We start from the raw sequence: 22,420 nt of genomic DNA on the forward strand, positions 1-22,420 counted from the left end.
CCTTCGTGGTGCTGCACTGTCACATTTTTTGAACCATTCTGCATAGGCACATTGCCACCAGGTTTGGCGGTTTTCAATCCGTCAAAGAGCCGCCCATCCCTTAATTCAAAAAAATCCGCCAGCCCATCACCACCCCTCCTACTAAAACATAATGCGTTCTTATGGGAACAGCCCCGCATCTCCATGTCTACCAATTCCCTATAGGTATGGCGGATTCCGATCCGCCATAAAATACCATTCTCACCTCTCCTCCTTACGTAATCTTATTCCAACAACATACCCGATTAATCATCTCATCAGTTCACCAACTCAATGCTCATTAGCTAACCTAAGCCGTCCCATAAGTCCATTATGCTTAGTAGCTACAGCCAAAACCCGCTATCCACCCGTAAGCGCAGCCGCCTGAAGGCCTCATTTCCCCGCCTCCCTTCAACGGTGCGGCAAAGGGGGTTAACACACTTTCATCATCTCCATATGCCGGTGGCCCATGTTCCGTCCTGGAGTTACAGCATCTTCCCACCTCCACTTCGCTCCGGCTTCAATATGCCTGTACCGGCAGTCCGTCTCAAAAGCCCCGGCATCCCGCCACAGCCGTGCTTCCATTTCTTTAACCCACAACATTCCTTTTATCAATTTGAATCTCCATTAATCCATTCGCACCGCTGCCTTTACCTCAACCGTTTTGCTCAATTAACCACCCCCTTTTACCGCGTCATCACCACCCCGGGAAGGAACTTTCGTTCAACCACTCAACTTCTTCATTCACCAACCGATTGTCACATAAATCAAAAAAAGAACCCACACTCTTAGAAACATTCTATATACTCCAAGCACCATGCTCTCCGCTCCATGCCCTTAACCCCATCCTCCATGCCCTCATACCATCTCACCTTCATACCATTTAACCATTCCCCTCTTATCCCCTCCTCCCCATAATAGGTGCGTCAAGCGAAACTGGCATTCATTAAAGTTCCCCTAAGAGCCTGCGGCCATTGTTCCGTCCAGCCGCTCAAGACTTCTCTCTGCCTCCGTTTCCACTCCGGCATCGCTCACTCCTTTCCCTGCTTTCCTTCTCAAAAGCCTCGACTCCCCACAGCAGCGATATTTCTTCGTTTGACTTCACAATCCTCCCCACATTTTCCATTTCGCTCCCGGCATCTGTCAGAGATACTTTGGTTCCAGGCATTATCATTCGCTACTATTAAGAAAACTGCACCTCTCAGCATCTCCCATGCAAATACAATCCTATTCACCTAAAACAAACACAACAGTCTCAATTTACATAGTTTACAAACCTTAACTATAACCCGTATCCCGCCATCTTCTAGATAGCTCCATTCCACCCCTTCCCGTCATTGTTACGCTCACCTCATCCATACCCATGCCTTTTCCTTCCCACATTTCCCAACAAACAACCGCATCCCTTGCCGCGTCATCATCCACCCCGGGAAGATACTTTCGTTAAATTACTCAATTTCTCACATCTTAAACAATTACCGCATTTATCAATGGACACACACCATTCTCTTGGCTCCAGGCCCCTACTTCATGCTCTCCGCTCCATGCCCTTAGCCCAATGCTCCTACCCCTCTAACCATCCCACCCTTTCACCATCTTACCTTCACACCCTTTTTCAACCATAAAAACAAAAAAGGCAAAGCAAATTTAGCGTGGCACCCACATCCTCCCCACAATCATCCGTCAAGGTCGGGCCCTCCGGGTTTTCAGAAAATAGTTCATCCCTGCCGGTCTGAACATTCCCCGAAAAACCTTGACAGACTCCCCACTGGCCACGCAATCAAAGCACTTTCTTTTTTCTCTTTTTCTTTTGTCGTTTTAATATTGGGGGATTACCTTTCCGATAGTTGATTTCCCTAGGGACATGCATGAAATGCAACAAATCCACAACACTCATACCTGAAGAAATAGTCCAGAAATAAAGAGCTATATGAGTCAACCATAACCGCAAATCTAAGCTCCAGCATCTGGGAACCAATTTCTAACATCCAACTTCCAGCCTCTAACATCCAACTTCTTATATAACCATTTCACCCTCCTACCTTTTCACCATTCCACCATTCTACCCTCCCAACATTTCACCCTCCAACCCTGTGCCCCTAACCAAAAAAGCTCCCCGATTTCTCGAAGAGCTTTCCATTCAAACATCAAACACCCGTTGGTGAGTCAAAATTTAATTCCGATGAGGTTGGTCCCGGTTCTTTCCTTTCAGCAGCCGTTTCAGGAGCATCGACACCAGGAAGCTTACTAATGCGCCAACAGCAGACAAAACCACGGTTGCAAAAATGTCTGCCATGGTGATATTGGTAAATACACCCGTTAAAGTGCCCCCAAGAAAACCGGCTTGCTGACTGCGTTCTATTTGACCTGGTGACATCATTAAGCAACAGAGATGATTCTCAACGCATTCTTCGCACCGTTGTTAATTTTGTAGAGCTCACCATTCACCTCCTGCCAAAACAGGATCCCAAGCATCACAATGCCGGTCCCTCCCTCGATACCACTGGCATCAGCGGTCAAAGTAAGCGCATCCTGGCTGTTTTCTGACAAGTCAATGGATGCACTTTCAGCATTGGCAACGGCGGAGTTCAATTCATCAAAGTCAAAAGATCCTGCAATCATGACAAATTGCGCATGGGTAGCCCCGTCAGGTTTTTGGATGTTCAAGGAGGGATCAAAAGCCTCAATGGTGACTTCAGCCACCCCTTCCGCAAAATTAACTCCGTACTCGCCAAAGAAAAGGTTCTCCAGATTGGAATTGCCATTGAACTCAAAGCCATCCAGTAAAGAAACATCACCGGCTGAAACGGTTCTCTCACCGCGGCTGGAAGTCGAATCGCTTTTCACCACTTTCGAGAATCTGGAAGTCAAGCGACCACTCATACCACGATCAGCGGCCAGGTAGAGTTGTTCACGAAAAGCATCCCGCAACAACTTCCCGGATTTGACAGCCCTTAGAAATTCCTGGCCGTTTTCACGGGTCCGGGCAAACCGGGGATCATTTTTAATTCGGTCGCCATCTACGCCGCCTTTGGTTCGGGCGAGATACTCCCCGCCACTCTTGTAAAAGGTCAGGTCTCCCACCCGGCCTTTTAGTTTTAAGAAACTCTCTTGTCTTGCCATAACAATTAGATTTTATGATTAACACATCATCAAACCTAACCGACAAAACATTAATTTTCAAACCCATGCAGGAATCCTGTCCCCAAATGAGAAATCTGTTTAAACTTGTCTCTTTTTTTGCTATTTTTAAAGAAGCATTTTTGTAATAAAGCAGTATATCAACAGTATAGATAAAGTATTATCAAAGTATTATCAAAGTATTAACCTTTATACCTTAAAAAGAAGACCTTTTTTCATTATGAAAACTAAACGCATTTGCATATACGCTAAAGACATCCAGCGAATCACCGGCAAAAGCGAAAAAACCGGCTACCGGATCCTTGACAACATTCGCAAACAGCTGGGAAAAGCACCTCATCAATTCATCACCATCAATGAATTTGCTGAGTTTGCAGGCTTTCACCCAGATGAGGTTGCCCAATACATTAATGACTAATTGACCTCCTCAACTGGTCTTACCAAACCTCAAATACATCTCAGCTTAGTGCCAGCTTAGTGCCAGCTTGGTGCCGCAAGATTCTTAAAGCATTGAATATCTAGACAAATGACTTATTTTGCACCAAAACAAAAAGCCATACACGACAAAATAAAACAATCCACTCTATAAGTGACCAAATCATATTAAAAAGAGCCTTCAAGATCCTAAAAAGCAAAAATGCAACTTCTCACAAATGCATTTTCAATATAAATTGTCAATATTTATTCGTCCTTAATCCTTAAAAACCCAACTTCGCCAAACACAAATACTCTAATCAACAACAAATCAACCCAAAACAAATTGCCAATCTCTTAGTTTTTCCCTATTTTTGAACTACACCTGAGACGGTCATTGACGTTCAAACATCATCAAAATGAATGAGAACAAAATGGTGAACAGCTAAAAAAGAAAGACACTAAATAACTGGTTTACAGCTATCATAAAAGAAAAGTTCAAATCCCTCCAGGATCACAGAACAAAACCGCAATTCTCTTTATAGGGTTGCGGTTTTTTTTGAAGGAAATTTGGGTGACATCAATGCCTACTATTCTCTATTTCACTGATTTTTCCAACCGGTCTCATCTCCTGCTCAATTTTTTTATCAAAACTGAGTATCAGTTGATTTAATTCACAAACCCTTTTCGGAAACTTTTGGGCCAGATTATATTTCTCGCTGATATCCTCTTCAACATTAAATAATTCCAAGGTATCTCTAACGGCCTTCAATTTCCAGGGCCCTTTCCTCACTCCCTCTATGGTACCTTTGGAGGAATAATAGAAAAAAGTTCTTGGTGAATCAAAGGAGTAATCCTGCTCCATTATTAAGTTATATATATCCTGGCCATCAAGCTTTATCTTATCAGAAACATCAGCATTAGCGAAATGAGCAAAAGTTGGAAGAATGTCAAGAGTTGAAGATATCTCATTACATACCATTCCGGAAGGAATATTACCGGGAGACCACATAATGCAGGGTTCACGCATGCCCCCTTCCCAAGTCGTCCCTTTACCCCCACGAAGAGGGCCTGCAGAACCACCATGTGTTTTATAGGGCAACCAAGGGCCATTATCTGAGCTGAAAACAACAATGGTATTATTTTCAATGCCTAATTGTTTTAAGGTAGTGATAATTTGGCCAACACTCCAATCAATTTCCTCTACAGCATCGCCATAAGCACCTCGGGCACTTTTTCCCTGAAAATCCTTGGAAGCATATAGAGGGATATGCGGCATTGGATGAGCCATATATAGAAAAAATGCATCCTTACTGTTTGTATTTATAAAAGAGATAGCTTCATCTGTTAGTCGCTTGCAAAGTTGTGTTTGATCAGGATCCAGTTCTAATGTATCGGATCCACAGAGAAGAGGAAGCTGGTACTTATAATTCTCCCACCCCATTTTCGCTTGCTCTTTTTTACTCATATCATTACTAAAGGGTATTCCAAAGAAATAATCAAACCCATTAGATTCAGGAAGAAACTCTTCCTGGTGCCCCAAATGCCACTTCCCCACACAAGCTGTTTCATAACCTTCACTTTTCAACAAATCAGCTAAAGTTAGCTCTTTAGGGTTAAGTCCCGTTGTGGAATGAGGAAACAAAACACCATTATGCAGTCCGACTCGTTTAGGATAACATCCGGTCATTAAAGCAGCCCTGGATGGTGTACAAACCGGTGAAGCAACATAAAACTGTGTAAACTTCACTCCTTCCGAGGCCATCTGGTCTAAATTGGGTGTCTTTATGGTTGGGTTTCCATAACAACCTAAATCCCCATATCCCAAATCATCAGCGTAAATGAATATGAAGTTGGGGGTTTGTTTGTCTTGTTTGCTATTATGATCCTTCGTTTTTCCAGAGGCTAGACCGATTGAAAGAACAAGCCCGAGAATCATTACTTTAGAAGTAAAGAAATGGTATTTGAAATTCATTTTATGGATGTTTTTTAATTAAACTACGCTAAACAACTTAAAACCAATAAATCACAAACGCCTCATCATATCCATGCATGGCCGGAGGACAATAGTCTCTCAAATTTCCAGGGCGGGCTCTGTTGGCATCCTTTTGGGTATGAGTCAAAGTTCCCAGGTGCCATTTACCAAAATGCCCACTGACATACCCTTCGACTTTAAGCAATTCAGGAAGGGTGATTTCCTCGGGTCTCAAAATCCCTGTATTGGCACAAAAAACTCCCATGCGAAAAGGATCCCTTCCTGTAAGAACACTGGCACGTGTGGGCGAACACACCGCCGAAGCTACATAAAAACGGTTGAATTGAATTCCCTCTTGAGCCATTTTATCCAAATTTGGGGTTTTGATAATTGGGTTACCATTAAACCCCACATCTCCCCATCCTAAATCACCGGCCATTAACAATATAATATTTGGTTTATCCTTTGCCATTGAGACAAATGTGCCAAGTAACATTAAGACCAATATAATATTTCTCATATCAAAAGAATAAGTAAAAGCTATTACCTATAATGAAAAACTTTTAAAAAAATGATTGATTCCTCTGCTATTCGGATCAATCTGCCAAATATCCTATTCAAAAAAGAAGACTCTTCAAAACCCTCTTTCTCCAAAACTAATGGTAAGCAAAAAGCAAAACCTCACCCCCTACTCTGCCTCAAAAAACTCCTTAATAGTTCCCAGGATATACTCTTCCCATCCATGAGTAATATCCCCCCATGCTTCTTCGGGGATATTGGTATGCACCACTTCTACCTGAGCATAAGAGCGATAAGGAAATATTTTGATAGTTGCGATGGATGGCTCTTCCTGGTCTCCAAAAAACCATTCTTCCACTACTTTCTCTTGCGGCACCCTTTCCAATACCCGGCCCGAGATATCTCCCTCCCACATTGAAAACTCTCCGCCATCTGCTTCCGGCATCTCTGCAGGATAGCCGGACCAAAGTTCAATGGTTAAAGGATTAGTGAATGCAGAATAGATATTTTCAGGCTCTGTCCTGATCTTTAATCTTGTCTTGAAGTCTTTAAGGCTCATGCATTTAATTTTTTATGCTTTCAATAAATTAATGACAATGCACAAACATAGTCAATATTTAGTGCTTTTTTAAGCTGAATCCATCATAAGTAAGCATAAAAAATATGCGCCAGGCACAAAAAAACCACCTGTTTCGATATTAATACGGGATTCATCTGAATCCTGATCACCATTACGTTTTAGTAAATTCATATAAAAGACAAATTACAGTCCATTATAATCGAATTTAATTTGACTTTAGTAATAAAATGCACCGAAGAACATATCTGGTTGGTTCAAAAATTGTAGCTATTTCCCGAACCAATCAATTACTATTCTGTTTATGCAAAATATCACACTCCTACATCCGATATTTTTTTATTTTTGCAACTCCCTGCCTTTAAAACACCGAAAAACAATTTTTTATGAGAAAAAAAATGAACTTAAAAGGAATTATAGCATTATTCCTTCTATCTTTTTGGTACATCAATCCGTCCCAGGCATGTACCAATATACTTGTAACAAAAAATGCATCAAAAGACGGCTCCACCTTCATTTCTTATGCAGCCGACTCACATGTTTTGTTTGGTGAGCTTTATTTCTGGCCGGCTGCAGATCATCCTGAAGGCAGTATGCTGGACATATACGAGTGGGACACCGGAAAATATCTGGGACAAATAAAACAAGTCTCGCATACATACAAGGTAATAGGCAACATGAATGAAAACCAGGTTTCTATCGCCGAAACAACCTTTGGTGGCCGCAAAGAACTTCGAGACACCACGGGCATAATGGATTATGGCAGTCTGATCTATGTTGCCCTCCAAAGAGCAAAGACAGCTCGTCATGCCATTCAAATAATGACTGACCTTGTTGAAGAATATGGTTATTACAGTTCAGGGGAAAGCTTCTCTATTGCCGACCCCGATGAAGTATGGATCATGGAAATGATCAGCAAAGGCCCCAACAACAAAGGAGCCGTTTGGGTGGCCCGCAAAATTCCTGACGGGTATATCTCAGCACATGCCAACCAAGCTCGCATTACAACATTCCCCCTCGAGGACAAAGAAAACTGCATCTACTCACATGATGTTATCTCCTTCGCGGTAGAGCAAGGCTATTATGAAGGTAAAAACAAAAACTTCAGCTTTGCAGATGCTTATGCCCCTCTTGATTATGGCGCTATTCGTTTCTGTGAAGCAAGAGTGTGGAGCGCATTTCGCCAGGTAAACCAGAAAGAGGCAGACAAATATCAGGATTTTGTATTGGGAGAATCTACAGACAGAATGCCTCTGTTCATTAAACCAGTTGAAAAAATTGGCGCAAGAGATGTAATGAACATTATGCGTGACCATTTTGAAGGAACCCCTCTGGATATGACTAAAGATGCAGGTGCTGGTCCGTACAAAGTACCTTATCGCTTCCGGCCTTTAACCTGGGAGGTGGACAGCACTGAGTATTTTAATGAGCGTGCCATTGCCACACAGCAAACAGGTTTTTCATTTGTAGCCCAAATGCGTAACTGGATGCACGACCCTATTGGCGGCATTTTGTGGTTTGGGGTTGATGATGCCAATGCTTCGGTATACGTCCCAATGTATGCAGGTATAAACAGCGTTCCTTATGAATTTGCTGAGGGCAACGGAAACATGCTTGAGTTTTCATGGGACGCTGCATTTTGGGTGTTCAACTGGGTTTCTAATATGTCATATCACCGGTACAGCTATATGATCGAAGACATAAGAGAAGTTCAGACAGAGTTGGAGGATAAGTTCGCGGCGATGGGACCGGCCATCGACAACACCGCAATGACACTTTACGAACAGGATCCTGAGCTGGCATCAGAATTTCTTACAGAGTACAGCCACAATCAATCTGAAATAACTGTTGAGAAGTGGCAAAAACTGGGGCAATTCCTTATGGTTAAATATCTGGATGGCAACCTTCACCCTGAGAAAAACGGAAAATTCTTAAAGAACGAATATGGTAATCCTCATTCACCCGAATATCCCGGATACGATGACGAGTATTACCGAAATGTTGTAAAAGATGCCGGTGAAAAACTAAAAATGAAAGATTTCCCCAAAGAACAAGATTAATATAAAAATAACAACTCATTAAAGGCTGTGGCATTTGTTTCACAGCCTTTTTTTTTATTCGGCTTTTTTCGTCAATACTCCCTTATCCTGAGGATTCGCGGTTGTAAAAGACTAAATTCAATTATTTGCAATTAAAGGCGCATTTACACCAGGAGTTGCTGAAAAAGTCAAAAGGGCAAAATTTACATGCCGCCCAATCGAAGGAGTATTGAGATACTTCAAGATTGTTGCGGTGTAGTAAATTTTGTTCTTTTGATTAGCCATTTTCATATAAAAATGATCCGTTAAACTTGGCTTAAGTTTATTTTTGCGTGTTTTTGGGGATCGAACCTTACCAATGGAAGATCAGGTGCGGCGGATTCTTTCTGGGAAAGTGGTAGAGCCGAAGCCGATCCGCCGTTTTCCCTCTGGTGGCGGATCGGAATCCGCCAGACCTAATTCGGTACAACCTTTTCAAGAGTACCAATGATGCCTTTTTTACTTTAATATGGTGACTTTGTCCTTGCAAGGCCTTGCACTATTTAATCCCCAAGGGCAAAAACGCATTTTTAAACTACAGCCTCAAACTCTTGTAATGAGCTTTTAATCAATTATTTAAACCTTAACAGCTTCTGGATTAACGCTCGAATTATCAATTGGTTATGATTTATCTTAAATCTAATATAAAAATCTAACGATCTATTGATATAATCAAGTGCAAATAAATTCGAGTATATTGTGAAATAACCTTGCACTCAAGTGTTTGTGATATGGTTTAAAGTTTTAATAGCTAATAAAACATGCGTTTTTCAGCGCTCCTTACATTAAAATTTTGATAACAGGTATAGTATGGTCTAGTGTGACAATTACTAAATTCATTCACTAATTTCAGGCGCTTTTTTCCTTTCTGCTTCGTTGGGGCTTTTAACCATAGCTAAGGCTATGCTTTGCAAACCCCGCCTTGCATAAAGAAAAAAATCACATAAAATTCAAGTAACCCAATTTAATAAATATCACACTAGCATTTATCTAATATCTATCCGAAGCTTTGGCTCTAACGATCTATTGTTTCGTAACATTTAGATTTAAAAAAACCCTGCTAACTTTGCTTCAACTAAAGAACAGTATACAAAAAAATAAAATAGTAAACCGTAAGAATATGAAACTGTCACAAATTGGCGAATTTGGATTTATCGAACGTTTCTCTAAGAACTTCGCAAACATTCCTACAGCAAACAGCAAAGGAATTGGAGATGATTGTGCCATTCTGCCATTGGACGACAAAAATGAACAGGTCGTCACAACTGATTTATTAATTGAAGACATTCATTTTTTACGAAAGGCTATCTCCCCATTTGACCTGGGCTATAAATCCCTGGCCGTTAACTTAAGCGACATTGCCGCAATGGGGGCACAACCTACATCATCATTTCTGTCAATTGCAATACCAGCTGATATGGATGTTGAGTATCTTGATGAATTGATGAAAGGTTATCATGAATTAAGTAACAAATACAACGTTCCTTTGCTTGGCGGTGATACGACCAGGTCACCGGATAAATTAGTGATTAATGTTTGCGTTATGGGAAAAACAGCAAAGGGAAAATCAAGAATGAGATCCATGGCCCAACCTGATGACATTATTTGTGTAACCGGCCCTTTGGGTGATTCAGCTGCCGGGCTGAAATTAATTCTTGAAAACATTGCCGTTGAAGGAAAATCCCGGGATCTATTAAATTGGCATAATAAACCTGAACCGGCCATCAATGAAGGACTCTGGCTGAATAAGCAAGAAGGCATAAAGGCCATGATGGATTTATCAGACGGTGTTGCCTCTGATTTGAAACACATCATGAAACAATCACAAGTCGGAGCGACAATCCAGCTGGAGGATGTCCCCATGTCAGAAGCCCTTATATATGCTTCAGAAAAGTACAACTGGGAACCGGAAGCATTAGCTCTGGCCGGGGGAGAAGATTACAGACTGATGGTCACTATTGACAAGACTAAATCAGAAAAAATCATAACTGAGTATAATAAACATTTTCCTTATCGTCTCTCCCCCATTGGCCGAATAACACAAGCTAAAAACGGAGAAATAGAATGGATCAAGAAAGACCGCCCCTTTGAACTAACAAAAGAGGGATTCAACCATTTTGGCCATTAATAATACTCGGTTATTAACCAGAAAACAAAGGCTAAAATTACAAAAATCACAATTGCAGAACCCGCAATTTTATTAATCCAGAACAAGCGACGAAGGTTAATTTTTGAACGGAAAAGCATAACCAGTGACGTTAGTATGGTCCACCAGGTTGCAGCTCCGGCAAAAACACCTCCAATTATTATCAAATGACCAAATATTCCGTACTCTGGTTTTAACACCCTGAAACTGGCAAAAAATGCAATAAAAAGAAATATTGCCAATGGATTACTCAGGGTAAGAAAAAATGTTGATACAAAGTCACTGACCAGGGAATGTTTCCCTGCTCTCTGTTTTCTTAATTGAATTGCCGGATTGGTCCTGAATATTTTCACCCCCAGGCCGGTAAGAATAATCACTCCGCCAAGTTGAATCCAAAGTATCTGGGACTCAATGAAAGTAACGATGTAAGACAAACTAAAACCTGCAATAATAGCATATATCGTGTCTGACATAGCCGCTCCAAAACCAGAACTAAGGCCGGAAAACCTTCCATTTTGTAATGTTCTCTGAATAACCAGAACTCCAATAGGCCCCAGGGGCAATGAAGCTGAAAACCCCACCAGCATCCCATCTAAAAGTGTACTCCAATACATTAATCACCTTTTTTTGCACCACAAAGATTCAAAATAAGTTAAGAACAAACACCAATAAAACTCAAATTTTTGTTAAGGTTTCTTTATCTTTGGGTAAAGACACTCAAATCACCATAAATTCATTCAATCTGTATGTCAGAAACTTAAGCCTTTCTCTTAACAAAAACTTAACATAGACTTAACAGCGTCAAAACACTTTGCAAATCAAATGCAAGTATGTTTGCGACCGAAAAATTAAACTAGACTTCAACAAATGGAAACAATTTACTTAGTCCTCGTAGGTGTTTTGTTTTTACTTGCAATCTCCGACTTGATTGTGGGTGTAAGTAATGACGCCGTAAACTTCTTAAACTCGGCCATTGGGTCCCGGGTTGCATCATTTAAAGTCATCATGGTTATTGCCGCCTTAGGTGTTTTTGTAGGTGCCAGCTTTTCAGGCGGAATGATGGAAGTAGCAAGAAAAGGGATTTTCAACCCACAGTATTTTACTTTCGAGAATATCATGATCGTGTTCATGGCAGTAATGCTTACCGATGTTATTCTCCTGGATTTGTTTAACACATTTGGTTTGCCAACTTCAACTACGGTATCCATTGTTTTTGAACTATTGGGAGCAGCCATCGGGGTAGCACTCATCAAATCAATGAACAATCCCGACATGGTTTTGAGTCAGTACATCAACTCAGCCAAGGCCCTCGCCATCATTTCGGGAATTCTTTTATCGGTCATCATATCCTTCACTGTAGGTATGATTGTTCAGTATATCACCCGGCTCATGTTCTCTTTCAACTTCAAAAAGAGAATTAAGTATTTTGGAGCTTTGTGGGGCGGAATTGCCATTACTGCAATTACATATTTTCTTCTCATTAAAGGAGCCAAAAGTGCATCCTTCATGTCTGATGATCTGAAAACATGGATTATCAGCAACACCAAACTGATTATTCTTTACAGCTTTATTTTCTGGACAGTATTAATCCAGCTACTATACTGGCTGTTTAAATTCAACATCTTAAAAGTAACTGTTCTTGCAGGAACCTTTGCCCTGGCAATGGCATTTGCCGGAAACGACCTGGTAAACTTTATTGGGGTACCGCTTGCAGGTTTTGAATCTTTTAAAATATTCCTTGCTGAAGGAGGTAATAATCAGGACATTCTAATGAGCTCGTTAGCTGGTGAAGTAAAAACAGAAGGTTATCTTTTGGTTATTGCCGGGTTAATAATGGTGGTTACACTGTGGACTTCAAAAAAGGCCAAGCGGGTTGTTAAAACCTCTCTGGATCTTGGACGTCAATCTGAAGGGGAAGAAAGATTTGGGTCTTCTTTCTTTGCAAGATCAATTGTACGCGGCAGTATTGCATTTTCCAATTCTGTTAATAAAGTTGTTCCGGCAAAATTAAAATCGGCTATCGATCGTCAGTTCGACAGTTCCGGTTACGAAGAGGAACGCCAGAAAATGGGTAAGGAAGCCCCTTCATTCGATGCATTAAGAGCATCAGTCAACCTGGTTGTTGCCAGTATTCTTATCTCATTTGCAACTTCCCTCAAATTGCCACTTTCCACCACATATGTTACGTTTATGGTAGCCATGGGTAGTTCGCTTGCCGACCGCGCATGGGGCCGTGAAAGTGCCGTATACAGAATTACAGGTGTTGTTTCAGTGATTGGCGGATGGTTCATGACTGCCTTCTCAGCTGCTACTGTTGCTTTTATTATGGCCAATCTTATGATGTTCGGAGGAGTATATGCCATTGGTGCTCTGGTACTCTTTGCTGCTTTCATGGTATACCGCACACATGCTATCACCAAAAAGCAGGATTCAGAGACTAAAACCTACACAGATCTTGAGATTGAAGAAGTAGATGGAGAAATTCTTTCTGAGAAGGTTTTAGAAAAATGCCGAACAAGCGTATCTAATGTTCTCAAAAACATTTCACGCTATTATGGTGATTCACTTAATTACTTCGAAGCTGAAGATCGCAAAAATCTGAAAGAAACTTCGAAAGAAGTGAAATCTCTGAACAAGCAAACCAAGAAACTTAAATCTAATATATACAACACCGTTCGTAAACTTCAGGAAGAGACAATAGACTCAGGTCTGTTTTATGTTCAGGTGGTGGATTATTTGAGAGAAACCACCAATTCCCTGAACTTTATTACGCAGCCCTGCTTCGAACATCTCGACAATAATCACAAAGTATTTACGGATGATCAATTTGAGGAAATCAATATTCTTGAGAGCAAAGTTCGTTCATTAATCACCAAGGCCAACAGCATGATTGACCAATCGGATTTCACCAATCTGCAGGATCTTACTGATGAACAATCGAAGCTTATTGATGTAATCAAGGGATTACGCAAGAAGCAATTAAAACGCATCAAGAAAGAGAAGTCCGGAACTAAAATCAGCATGCTTTATTTATCTATACTCCATGAAACCCAAAACATGCTGTTGCACTTGATTAATCTGCTTAAAGCACAACGTGAATTCGTTGCCGCCCATAAAAAATAAATTCTTAAAACGGGGCTACATATCACACACAGGATGTAGCCCCGTTTATTACTCACTCAAAATTGTTGGAAAAAATGTTTTCAGTTTTCCGAAGCATAATGCTTTTAATCGGGGTAGTTCTATTTTGTCAGTTTTCTAATGCACAAGAGAGCAGTGACAATGAATTTACTCCTTCAGGATCGGTTTATGGTAAGATATTTACCAATTTCAACACTTCCATACAAGGTCCTGAAAAACAGACAGCTTTTGAAGTAAGAAGAGCCTATCTGGGATATGAATATTTCATTTCTCCTGAATTTGCAGCCGAGGTGAAAATTGACATTGGCTCCCCCAATGATGCCTCTCAGTACTCCCTTTTACGCAGATTTGGCTACTTTAAAACAGCAGCCATCTACTATACACCCATGGACAACCTTGAAATCACCGTTGGTCTCCAGGGGGCAACACAATTCAAAACCCAGGAAAAGTTTTGGGGACGCCGGTATATTAAGAAATCCTTCATGGATATTTACAAGTTTGGCCCAAGTGCTGACATTGGAGTAAAGGCCGTCTGGAAATCTGATTTTTTTGATGTAGACTTTGCACTTTTTAACGGTGAAGGCTACTCCAGTCTTCAAAATGATAATACCTTTAAAGGAGCATTAGGGTTTACGGCCCACCCGATTGATGGATTGACGACCAGAATTTACGGGGATTTATCAAGTAAAATTGTTACGCAGGGAACAACCGTTCTTTTTGCAGGATATAAAACAGATAAGTTCTCTATTGGTGGCGAGTATGCATGGCATTTCAACCGCAACTTTCAGGACAATCATAATATGGAAGGTTTTTCCATCGTAGGAGACGTTTTAATTCTGCCAAAAACCCATCTTTTTGGTCGATTTGACAAGGCAGATTCGAACATTCTGAAAGGAGAATCAGTGCCCTGGAACCTGGCAAGGGATGAAACAGCAGTGACTGCCGGTATTGAATTCAGCCCTGTAAAAGCCATAAAAATTGCAGCCAACTATCAGGATAATTATCCGGCTGCCAAAAATGCAGAGGTTGTTTCTGCTTTTTACCTAAATATTCAAGCATCCTTTTAAACTGAATGGCCATGGAAAAACTAAAAAAAACACTGCTACTTCTAACAGCAATATTTCTGGTTATCACCAACGGATGTCGTGAATCTGAATACGTTATTCCAAATGAATTTTCAGTAATAACAGACAATGGAGGCGGAACAGGTACAACAACATGGAGGGCCGACAACAAATATTTACTGGATGGAATTGTTTTCGTGAACGATGGACAAACTCTCACCATTGAGCCCGGAACTGTAATCCGTGCAAAAACAGGCCAGGATATAAATGCATCTGCACTCGTAGTGGCTCGCGGAGGTCGTATTATTGCCGAAGGAACTCCCGAAAAACCCATTATTTTCACAGTTGAAGGAGATGACCTTGAAGGGTCAGTACCTATTGAAAACAACGGACTGTGGGGAGGAGTTATTGTACTTGGCAATGCGCCTGTTAATTCAGCTTCAGGTGAAAGTTTCATCGAAGGCATCCCGGAACAAGAACCACGTGGGATCTATGGAGGAAATATCAATAAAGACAATTCGGGTATCATTAAATACGTTTCTATTCGCCATGGTGGCACTTCTATTGGCGAAGGCAATGAGATTAACGGACTGACTTTGGGGGGCGTTGGAAGCGAAACAACACTGGAACATGTCGAGGTTATCTCAAACCGGGATGATGGATTTGAATTTTTCGGAGGAACCGTAAATGGAAAGTACCTGCTTTCTGCTTTTTGTGGAGATGATGCTTTTGATTTTGATCTTGGATATCGTGGAAAATGCCAGTTCATCGTTGGTCTCCAGGCAGGAGCTACCGGTGATTTGCTATTTGAACTAAGTGACAGGGAAAGCACTCCGCGTACAAGGCCGATCATTGCCAATGCCACATTTATTGGAAAAGGAATGGATGAGAATGGGCAGGTTGGACGTTATGACAATAGCTCGGCCGGCACTATTGCCAATTCCATATTTCTTCATCAGAAAGATGGTATAGACATTGAATACTCAGCTAGCGATCTGGACAGCTATCAACAATTTCTGAACGGCCATATTGGAATTCTGAATAATATATTTTACAACGTAGGAAATAACTCTGCCCTGCAAATTCTTGGTGTCTATCCCGACAACATTACCGATGTTACAGAACAAGATGCCTATGTAAGTTCCCATTTTGAAATATGGAACAATGAACTGGATAATCCGGGAATAGCATACAATTCGCAAACAATTGATGTTATGAACCTGATCCCTGTTAAGAAAAATACCGGAGAGTTTGCAGAATTGGATGACGAGTGGTTTGAAACAACAAATTTCAAAGGCGCCATGGGAAACTCAAACTGGTTAAAACCCTGGAGTATCCTTACCTCCGAAGAACTACTCCAATGATAACATAAATTCCATAAAAAAACCACAGACAAAACAATCTGTGGTTTTTTTATTTTAGATCCAATTCTCTATTTTGAAATCAAGTTAATATCATTCATTAACTTGTCCCGGTATGACTTTCCAATTGGAATCACCTTAGTACCACTATCAGTTTTAATGACAACAGAATTGTCTTCTATTACCTTAATTTTGCTGAAGTTTACGATAAACGACCGATGGATCCTCATAAACTTATCCGTAGGCATCTTATCGGTAATGGACTTCATGGTAAAATGAATGGTGTACTTGTCTTTGAAGGTATTCAGAACGACATAGTTCTCCAAGGCCTCTATCCACAAAATATCATCGTATTTTATGCGAACGAGTGAACCATTATTTTTGATAAAGATTTCGGTGCTTTCTTTTACCGGACTTTCTTTTTTCTCAAAGCGTTCACGTGCTCTGTTTACAGCCTTAATAAAGCGACCAAACTGAACTGGTTTAAGCAGGTAATCGGTAACATCATATTCATATGACTCCAAAGCATATTTTTCTTGAGAGGAATATATGATGACCTGAGGAATAATATCCAATGATTCCAAAAACTCAATTCCTGACATTTCCGGCATTTCAATATCCAGGAATATCAAATCAATTTTCTCTGCATCAGCCTGATTCAAAGAATTAATCGCCTCAACCGCACTTGAAAAAGATCCTGCAAGATGCAAGCCTTCAGTCCTTCCCACAAACTCTTCAATTATTTTTATTGACAGCTTGTCGTCATCAATAATTATGCAATTCATAAATAGAGATTTTGGTCAAAAATACAAAATTATACTTAATTAATGGAATCTATCCGGAAGCATTTTCACTAACCTCAAAACTAAAGAAAATTTTTCTTTAATCAAGCGCAATTTTATATCTGCCTGTTACCATACTTCCGGAGAAAATCTTTCTCAATCAGGTCGACCCTTTTAACCGATTGTTTTATCCAACGCAATAAAAGAGCATCTTTATATTGCTCACAAAGCTCCCATCCTTTCACCTGAATACGAGCTTGACCCGAAAAATGTTGCAAAAGAATAGCTGCTGCGACAGAAATATTTAAACTTTCTGTAAATCCGACCATTGGAATGGTAATAAAACCATCCGCCATGCTCTTCACTTCTTCTGATACGCCTGATCTTTCACCTCCAAAAATAAGGGCAATGGGGCCCTTTGATATATCTATCTCCTCAAAGGAAACAGCATCCTCTCCAGGCAATGTAGCCAGTATTCTGTAATTCTTTTCTTTTAAAGTTTTAAGTGCAGATTCGGTACTCCCTCCCCCCGGCTCATTATATTTATGCAAAGTTAACCATTTCGATGAACCTAAAGCTATATCCGGGTTTACATCATATTCATGTCTGTTCTCAACCAGATGAACATCCTGAATGCCAAAACAATCACAACTCCTCAAGACCGCACTTGCATTGTGAGAGTGAAAAATGTCCTCCAAAACAACGGTGATATAATTTGTTCGTTGAGACAACACCCTGTTAAACAAATCTCTTTTCTGTCGGGTCAGAAATTGCGATAGATATTCGATTAAAGCTTTACTCATTATTTTTTTGACAAAATAAAAAAGGGTACTTCAAAAATAGAAATACCCTCTTCTTATTCTTTTGACCAAAAAAGAATTAGTTTACTGCATCGGTAAGCTCGCTACCAGCTTTAAACTTAACTACTTTTTTAGCAGGAATTTGAATTTCCTTACCGGTTTGAGGATTTCGACCTGTGCGGGCGCTTCTTTCAGAAATTGCGAAAGAACCAAATCCTACAAGTGCGATCCGGTCTCCTTTTTTCAATGCATCACCAGTTACTGAAATAAAACCGTCAAGAGCTTTTTTAGCGTCGGCTTTAGTTAAACCTGATTCACTAGCGATTGCTTCAATTAATTGAGCTTTGTTCATAATAAAAATTAATTTTTAGGGTTATAAACTAGGTTTCCCAATCTTCTTTTCACAAATATAGACGGTTTTTGGTGTTTACCAAATTCCAAACCCTAAAAAATGCTTCAAAAGGGTATTTTTTTTGAACAATGATAATTTTTCGAGGTTTAATAGCCATTTTTTGGCAAGTCAACATCCATGGTGACCCCAGAAAAAAAAATTTAAAATACGCTTACGCCTGATTTTGTTATGATAAGCAGACATTGTAAACATCCACTAATTTACCCTAACAATTCATAAAACTCCATGCATCCCTAAACAGAACACAATTCCTCTGTTTGGAAGATCAAAGTTCCTTTTGGGCAAGTTTATCCTGACGCATCCTAGTTATATACTGCTGTATATAGGCTTTCATCAACATTTTGCCTTCAGGAAGATCCATCTTGCCTACAAGGTTGCTTTTTTGAAGGGGGTCCTTTTCAAGATTATAAATACCTGTAGTTCTTTTTCCATCAAAATATAAAACATAGTCCTTAAAAAGGAACTGATAAGATTCATTGAAATAATTGGCCACAAATCTTTCCCCGGGGTTGACTGCAAATAAATCATTGCCAAAAGAAACAAACGGATAAGGATAATCAATATATGACAAAACAGTGGGTAGTATATCGGTTTGTTGTGCCAACCCATGATCCATTTTAGGAGAGATATCCCCTGGTTTGTAAAACAGGATAGGCACTGCAAAACTTTCCACTGGGGTTTTGTACTCTTTGTGAAATGGTACCGTGCAATGATCAGCAGTTATAATAAACAAAGTATTGCTAAACCATGAATATTGGGAGGCAGTCTCAAAAAAGCGCTTAAGAGCCATATCTGTATAACCCATGCTTTTGTGAAGCGGCAATGGTCCTTCAGGAAATACACCTTCATATCTTTCCGGAACTGCAAAAGGATGATGTGATGAGAGAGAAAAAATAGTAGAAAAGAATGGGGGCTTCAACCGTTCCATATCATTGGCAAAGAACTGAAAGAAGGGTTCATCCCAAATTCCCCACATGCCGTCAAAATCATCATCGTTATTATACTCTGTTTTTCCTATATATTGATCATATCCGGCCATTTTTGTAAAAGCCAAAAACCCCATTGATCCATTGGGGGCTCCGTGGTAAAAAGCACTTTCATACCCCACTTTATCCAAAAGGCCTGGCAAACCGTTAATTTCATTAGTGGCATATTCAGAAACTATGTATGGCTGAACCAGAGACGGTACTGACGCAATAATGGATGGCAATGCATCAATAGATTTTCGTCCATTGGCATAAGCATTGTCAAAAGCCCAGGATTCCTGAATCAGGCTGTCAAGAAAGGGCGTATAACCTTTATAACGGCCATTTTCCAGATCTTTATTAAGCGCTCCTATATGTTCTCTGCCAAAACTTTCAAGGATAATCATTACAATATTTGGCCTTTGTGTCTGACTATCCGGAGACAAGCTGGATGCGGATTTTCGGGATTCAAAAACGGGTGAATAAATGCCGGCCAAACGTTTTTCACTGAAATACCTTACCGGTTTAAAAACAGATTTATCAAAAGTTCTCAATACAGCAAAAGGAGTATTCAACACAATGGAAATCTGTTCCGGCCGCTCTACATAGCGGGCTGCATTGCTAATATTAATAGGACGTGTACTATGCTCAAAGCCACCTCTCATACCACCAATTGTCAGGCCAATGGCCAAAACAAAAAAAACAGTTCCTACAAGACTGTATTTCCACCAGGTTTTGATGGGAAATGGAACCGCTTTGAAACGATTATATCCCCAAACCATAATGGCGACTACCCCCCCCCAAAGAAGAACAACATACCAGTAATCAACAAGGAATTGTCCCCATAGTGAAAACATGTTTTCCTCATTCTCAAAGATCTCAAAAACACTTGCCGTAGTCCTTTTTAAGGTAAAACGATAGTAAATAATATCAGCAACATTAGCAGCGAGGCCTATCCCATTGGTTATAAAAAACAACCACTTTAATCCTGTTTGAACACCGGCAATGAATTTAAACCGAAATGGTAAAAGAAAAACCAGGATGTAAAGGGAGTTCAAATAAAGAAGGGCACTCAAGTCAAATCTCACTCCTCCTTTCAGCAAAGTAAGAAAAGTAGCTGTATTTATATTTTCAAATAAGTCAGCATTAAAAAGATAAAATGCAATTCGGCTTACCGAAAAAAGTGCCATGGCAAGACCAAAACGCATCAATAAAACCAAATATTCATTCGTCTTATAAGTTCTTTTAAAAATGCTCTTCATTCCTACTCAAATAATTAATCCTTAATAAAAAATCAACCCGCTATCCTATCTGCATGCCTTTAAAATGTTTCGCTTCGAAAGACCAAAAATTGAACTCTCCCCCTGAAACTTTTTATTTAACCCCTGACATAATAGTCGGAAAGAGGTGTAAAATAAGGATGCAAATTTAACAGAAATTTCACAACAATAATTTTGCCATCTCGCGTTACAGAGAAATATCAATTTCAATGCAAATTCGTTCAATAAACTGGGAAGAAAAAAAGCATTTAATATCAATAGATCGTTAGATTTTCAGATACCTGCCTGTCGGCAGTCAGGAAAGAGGTAAGATAATTCGTGAAATATTGATAGTCTGATTCTTAATAAACAAATACTTTTAAATACAAACAATTGATTTGCGGTGCATTGCAAAAAAGGTGGCTGTAGTTTAAAATAGCAATTTTTCCAGAGTCCCCGAATGGAGGCAAATTTGAAATAGTTGGCCCCCTGTCAGAGACCCTGCAGCTCGGACATCTCCCCCCCCCGGACTTATCTGCCCGGGGTTATCTAAATTTACCCCTGCCTCCCGGCAGCCAAGCTTTTAAGGAACTTAATGGATTAGCATTTTATGCATCATGTAGGTATTTAAAGGAAAAACCTAATTGTTAATATCATCGCAAATACAAACTAGTGTCAAGTCAAGTGTAGAATGTCGGGTAAGCCGCCGCTATTTTTCACCTTGTGCAAATCAACAAAAAAGTAAGCATAGCCGTAGCTACGTGAGTCTTTTTTTTGAGAAGCAAAAGGTAGAAAGAGCAAGGCTTGGGCCGTCAGACTATGCTTGACTTGACACTAGTGTCAAGCTTAACGGAGTATTGAATATGGAGGGAAAGATTTTCATTTAACCCAAAATCCGAAAAAAAGACAAAAACATATTTAATGATTTCTTGCGGATTCGATTAAGTAAATCATCTCATTTGGTATCATCCTTCACTCAAATAAGTGATTTTCTATATCGGGGTTACCCAATGTCCACAAAAGGTAATCGGAGAAAAAGGTAAAACCCTTGCGAAAATTAGGTTTAACATGATCTGGTAAAGAAAAGCACCTTGCAATTCACTCAGTAAAAAACCCCGAAAATGACACAATCATTTCCGGGGTTTTAAGACAAAATAGCTTAAAGTAATAGAACATATTCTATTTACACTCTTTCATAATTGGATCATAAGTCCGATCATAAAAAAGTCTTTTCTCGCAGTTCTCAGCAAAAAAACATTTAAATCTGCGGAGTCTATTTATTTTTCCTTGCCTGATCCCTGATTTGATCTATTCGTGCCAACACATCACGCAGGCTTTCTCCGGAAGACTCTTCTCCTCCACCATATTTTGACTTGAATGAGGATTCTTTGGTTTTCTCTGATTTCTTTTCTTTATCCTGTCGTGCTCTTAATTCAAAGTTGGTATAGATTCGAGGTTCGGTAAATCCTTCTACCTGCTCATAATCAAGAAAGTCAAGGTAACGCAACAATTCCTCAAAAAATGTTGCTTTATCATCTCTGACTTTTATACGATAATGTTTCATATCATCAATTTTTAAATGTAATTAATCCGCAATTTGCAAAATATTTACAGCGTTTATAAAAACTCTGAAAATCCACATAATGCACTGAAAAAAAGTACTCAATAAAACATCAGCAAGTCTTGTACCAAATCAATAAATTTTAAACTTTCTCTGTTACTTTTTAGTAAATTTATAACAAAAAAAAAATGAGATCAAGACCTATCA

19 protein-coding genes are annotated in these 22,420 nt (G+C 39.8%); 6 read left to right on the forward strand and 13 right to left on the reverse strand.

Translation table 11 applies throughout. The features are described 5' to 3' along the window. Positions 1 to 450 precede the first annotated feature (450 nt). From DDZ16_RS20690 to DDZ16_RS03240, 4 genes are all read right to left on the reverse strand, one after another. Positions 451 to 621, reverse strand: a complete 171-nt coding sequence (locus tag DDZ16_RS20690) for a hypothetical protein (RefSeq protein WP_158275601.1) — start codon at positions 619 to 621, stop codon at positions 451 to 453. A 388-nt stretch (positions 622 to 1,009) separates the two neighbouring features. Continuing rightward, positions 1,010 to 1,192, reverse strand: coding sequence for a hypothetical protein (locus DDZ16_RS20600; RefSeq protein WP_146192189.1), 183 nt, complete (start codon positions 1,190 to 1,192; stop codon positions 1,010 to 1,012). Between the two features lie 999 nt (positions 1,193 to 2,191). Further along, on the reverse strand, positions 2,192 to 2,398 hold the full coding sequence (locus DDZ16_RS03235; protein WP_109262999.1) for a hypothetical protein: 207 nt from the start codon (positions 2,396 to 2,398) through the stop codon (positions 2,192 to 2,194). Further along, the gene (locus DDZ16_RS03240) at positions 2,398 to 3,141 is read right to left on the reverse strand and encodes a hypothetical protein (protein ID WP_109263000.1); all 744 of its coding nucleotides are present in this window, start codon (positions 3,139 to 3,141) and stop codon (positions 2,398 to 2,400) included. Before DDZ16_RS03240 ends, DDZ16_RS03235 begins: the two co-directional genes overlap by 1 nt. 238 nt (positions 3,142 to 3,379) lie before the next feature. Between DDZ16_RS03240 and DDZ16_RS03245 the strand changes: the two genes are divergently transcribed. Continuing rightward, the gene (locus DDZ16_RS03245) at positions 3,380 to 3,577 is read left to right on the forward strand and encodes a hypothetical protein (RefSeq protein ID WP_109263001.1); all 198 of its coding nucleotides are present in this window, start codon (positions 3,380 to 3,382) and stop codon (positions 3,575 to 3,577) included. Between the two features lie 576 nt (positions 3,578 to 4,153). On the opposite strand, the gene DDZ16_RS03250 is transcribed toward DDZ16_RS03245, so the two are convergent. The 3 genes from DDZ16_RS03250 to DDZ16_RS03260 form a co-directional block, all read right to left on the reverse strand. Next, entirely contained in the window at positions 4,154 to 5,548 is a 1,395-nt protein-coding gene (locus tag DDZ16_RS03250) for a sulfatase family protein (RefSeq protein WP_109263002.1), read from the reverse strand. Positions 5,549 to 5,585: 37 nt separating this feature from the next. Beyond that, on the reverse strand, positions 5,586 to 6,068 hold the full coding sequence (locus DDZ16_RS03255) for a sulfatase family protein (protein ID WP_109263003.1): 483 nt from the start codon (positions 6,066 to 6,068) through the stop codon (positions 5,586 to 5,588). A 168-nt stretch (positions 6,069 to 6,236) separates the two neighbouring features. Further along, positions 6,237 to 6,626 (reverse strand): SRPBCC domain-containing protein, encoded by a 390-nt coding sequence (locus tag DDZ16_RS03260; RefSeq protein WP_109263004.1) that lies wholly within the window; start codon positions 6,624 to 6,626, stop codon positions 6,237 to 6,239. A 404-nt stretch (positions 6,627 to 7,030) separates the two neighbouring features. Between DDZ16_RS03260 and DDZ16_RS03265 the strand changes: the two genes are divergently transcribed. Together DDZ16_RS03265 and thiL are read left to right on the forward strand one after the other, a co-directional pair. Then, positions 7,031 to 8,704, forward strand: a complete 1,674-nt coding sequence (locus tag DDZ16_RS03265) for a dipeptidase (protein ID WP_109263005.1) — start codon at positions 7,031 to 7,033, stop codon at positions 8,702 to 8,704. Between the two features lie 1,138 nt (positions 8,705 to 9,842). After that, positions 9,843 to 10,850: a thiamine-phosphate kinase gene (gene thiL, locus DDZ16_RS03270; protein WP_109263006.1), complete on the forward strand. Its 1,008-nt coding sequence runs from the start codon at positions 9,843 to 9,845 to the stop codon at positions 10,848 to 10,850. Here the strand turns inward: thiL and DDZ16_RS03275 are convergent. After that, the gene (locus DDZ16_RS03275) at positions 10,847 to 11,482 is read right to left on the reverse strand and encodes a LysE family translocator (protein WP_109263007.1); all 636 of its coding nucleotides are present in this window, start codon (positions 11,480 to 11,482) and stop codon (positions 10,847 to 10,849) included. The genes thiL and DDZ16_RS03275 overlap by 4 nt on opposite strands. A gap of 253 nt (positions 11,483 to 11,735) precedes the next feature. Between DDZ16_RS03275 and DDZ16_RS03280 the strand changes: the two genes are divergently transcribed. From DDZ16_RS03280 to DDZ16_RS03290, 3 genes are all read left to right on the forward strand, one after another. Beyond that, positions 11,736 to 13,991 carry an inorganic phosphate transporter gene (locus DDZ16_RS03280; protein WP_109263008.1) on the forward strand — a complete coding sequence of 752 codons (2,256 nt, stop codon included), beginning with the start codon at positions 11,736 to 11,738 and terminating at the stop codon, positions 13,989 to 13,991. A 74-nt stretch (positions 13,992 to 14,065) separates the two neighbouring features. Next, complete coding sequence (locus tag DDZ16_RS03285; protein ID WP_109263009.1) at positions 14,066 to 15,076, forward strand: porin; 1,011 nt, start codon at positions 14,066 to 14,068, stop codon at positions 15,074 to 15,076. Positions 15,077 to 15,087: 11 nt separating this feature from the next. Further along, positions 15,088 to 16,437 carry a hypothetical protein gene (locus DDZ16_RS03290; protein ID WP_109263262.1) on the forward strand — a complete coding sequence of 450 codons (1,350 nt, stop codon included), beginning with the start codon at positions 15,088 to 15,090 and terminating at the stop codon, positions 16,435 to 16,437. A gap of 68 nt (positions 16,438 to 16,505) precedes the next feature. Here the strand turns inward: DDZ16_RS03290 and DDZ16_RS03295 are convergent, their stop codons facing one another. The 5 genes from DDZ16_RS03295 to DDZ16_RS03315 form a co-directional block, all read right to left on the reverse strand. After that, entirely contained in the window at positions 16,506 to 17,219 is a 714-nt protein-coding gene (locus tag DDZ16_RS03295) for a LytR/AlgR family response regulator transcription factor (protein ID WP_109263010.1), read from the reverse strand. A gap of 113 nt (positions 17,220 to 17,332) precedes the next feature. Then, entirely contained in the window at positions 17,333 to 18,019 is a 687-nt protein-coding gene (locus DDZ16_RS03300; protein WP_109263011.1) for a TrmH family RNA methyltransferase, read from the reverse strand. Positions 18,020 to 18,095: 76 nt separating this feature from the next. Beyond that, complete coding sequence (locus DDZ16_RS03305; RefSeq protein ID WP_109263012.1) at positions 18,096 to 18,368, reverse strand: HU family DNA-binding protein; 273 nt, start codon at positions 18,366 to 18,368, stop codon at positions 18,096 to 18,098. Positions 18,369 to 18,693: 325 nt separating this feature from the next. Beyond that, a complete protein-coding gene (locus DDZ16_RS03310; RefSeq protein ID WP_109263013.1) occupies positions 18,694 to 20,655 on the reverse strand; it encodes an LTA synthase family protein in 1,962 nt (653 codons plus the stop codon). A gap of 1,270 nt (positions 20,656 to 21,925) precedes the next feature. Beyond that, positions 21,926 to 22,216 carry a hypothetical protein gene (locus DDZ16_RS03315; RefSeq protein WP_109263014.1) on the reverse strand — a complete coding sequence of 97 codons (291 nt, stop codon included), beginning with the start codon at positions 22,214 to 22,216 and terminating at the stop codon, positions 21,926 to 21,928. Positions 22,217 to 22,420 lie beyond the last annotated feature (204 nt).

The sequence above is a fragment of the Marinilabilia rubra genome, from assembly GCF_003121985.1.
Lineage (GTDB): Bacteria > Bacteroidota > Bacteroidia > Bacteroidales > Marinilabiliaceae > Marinilabilia > Marinilabilia rubra.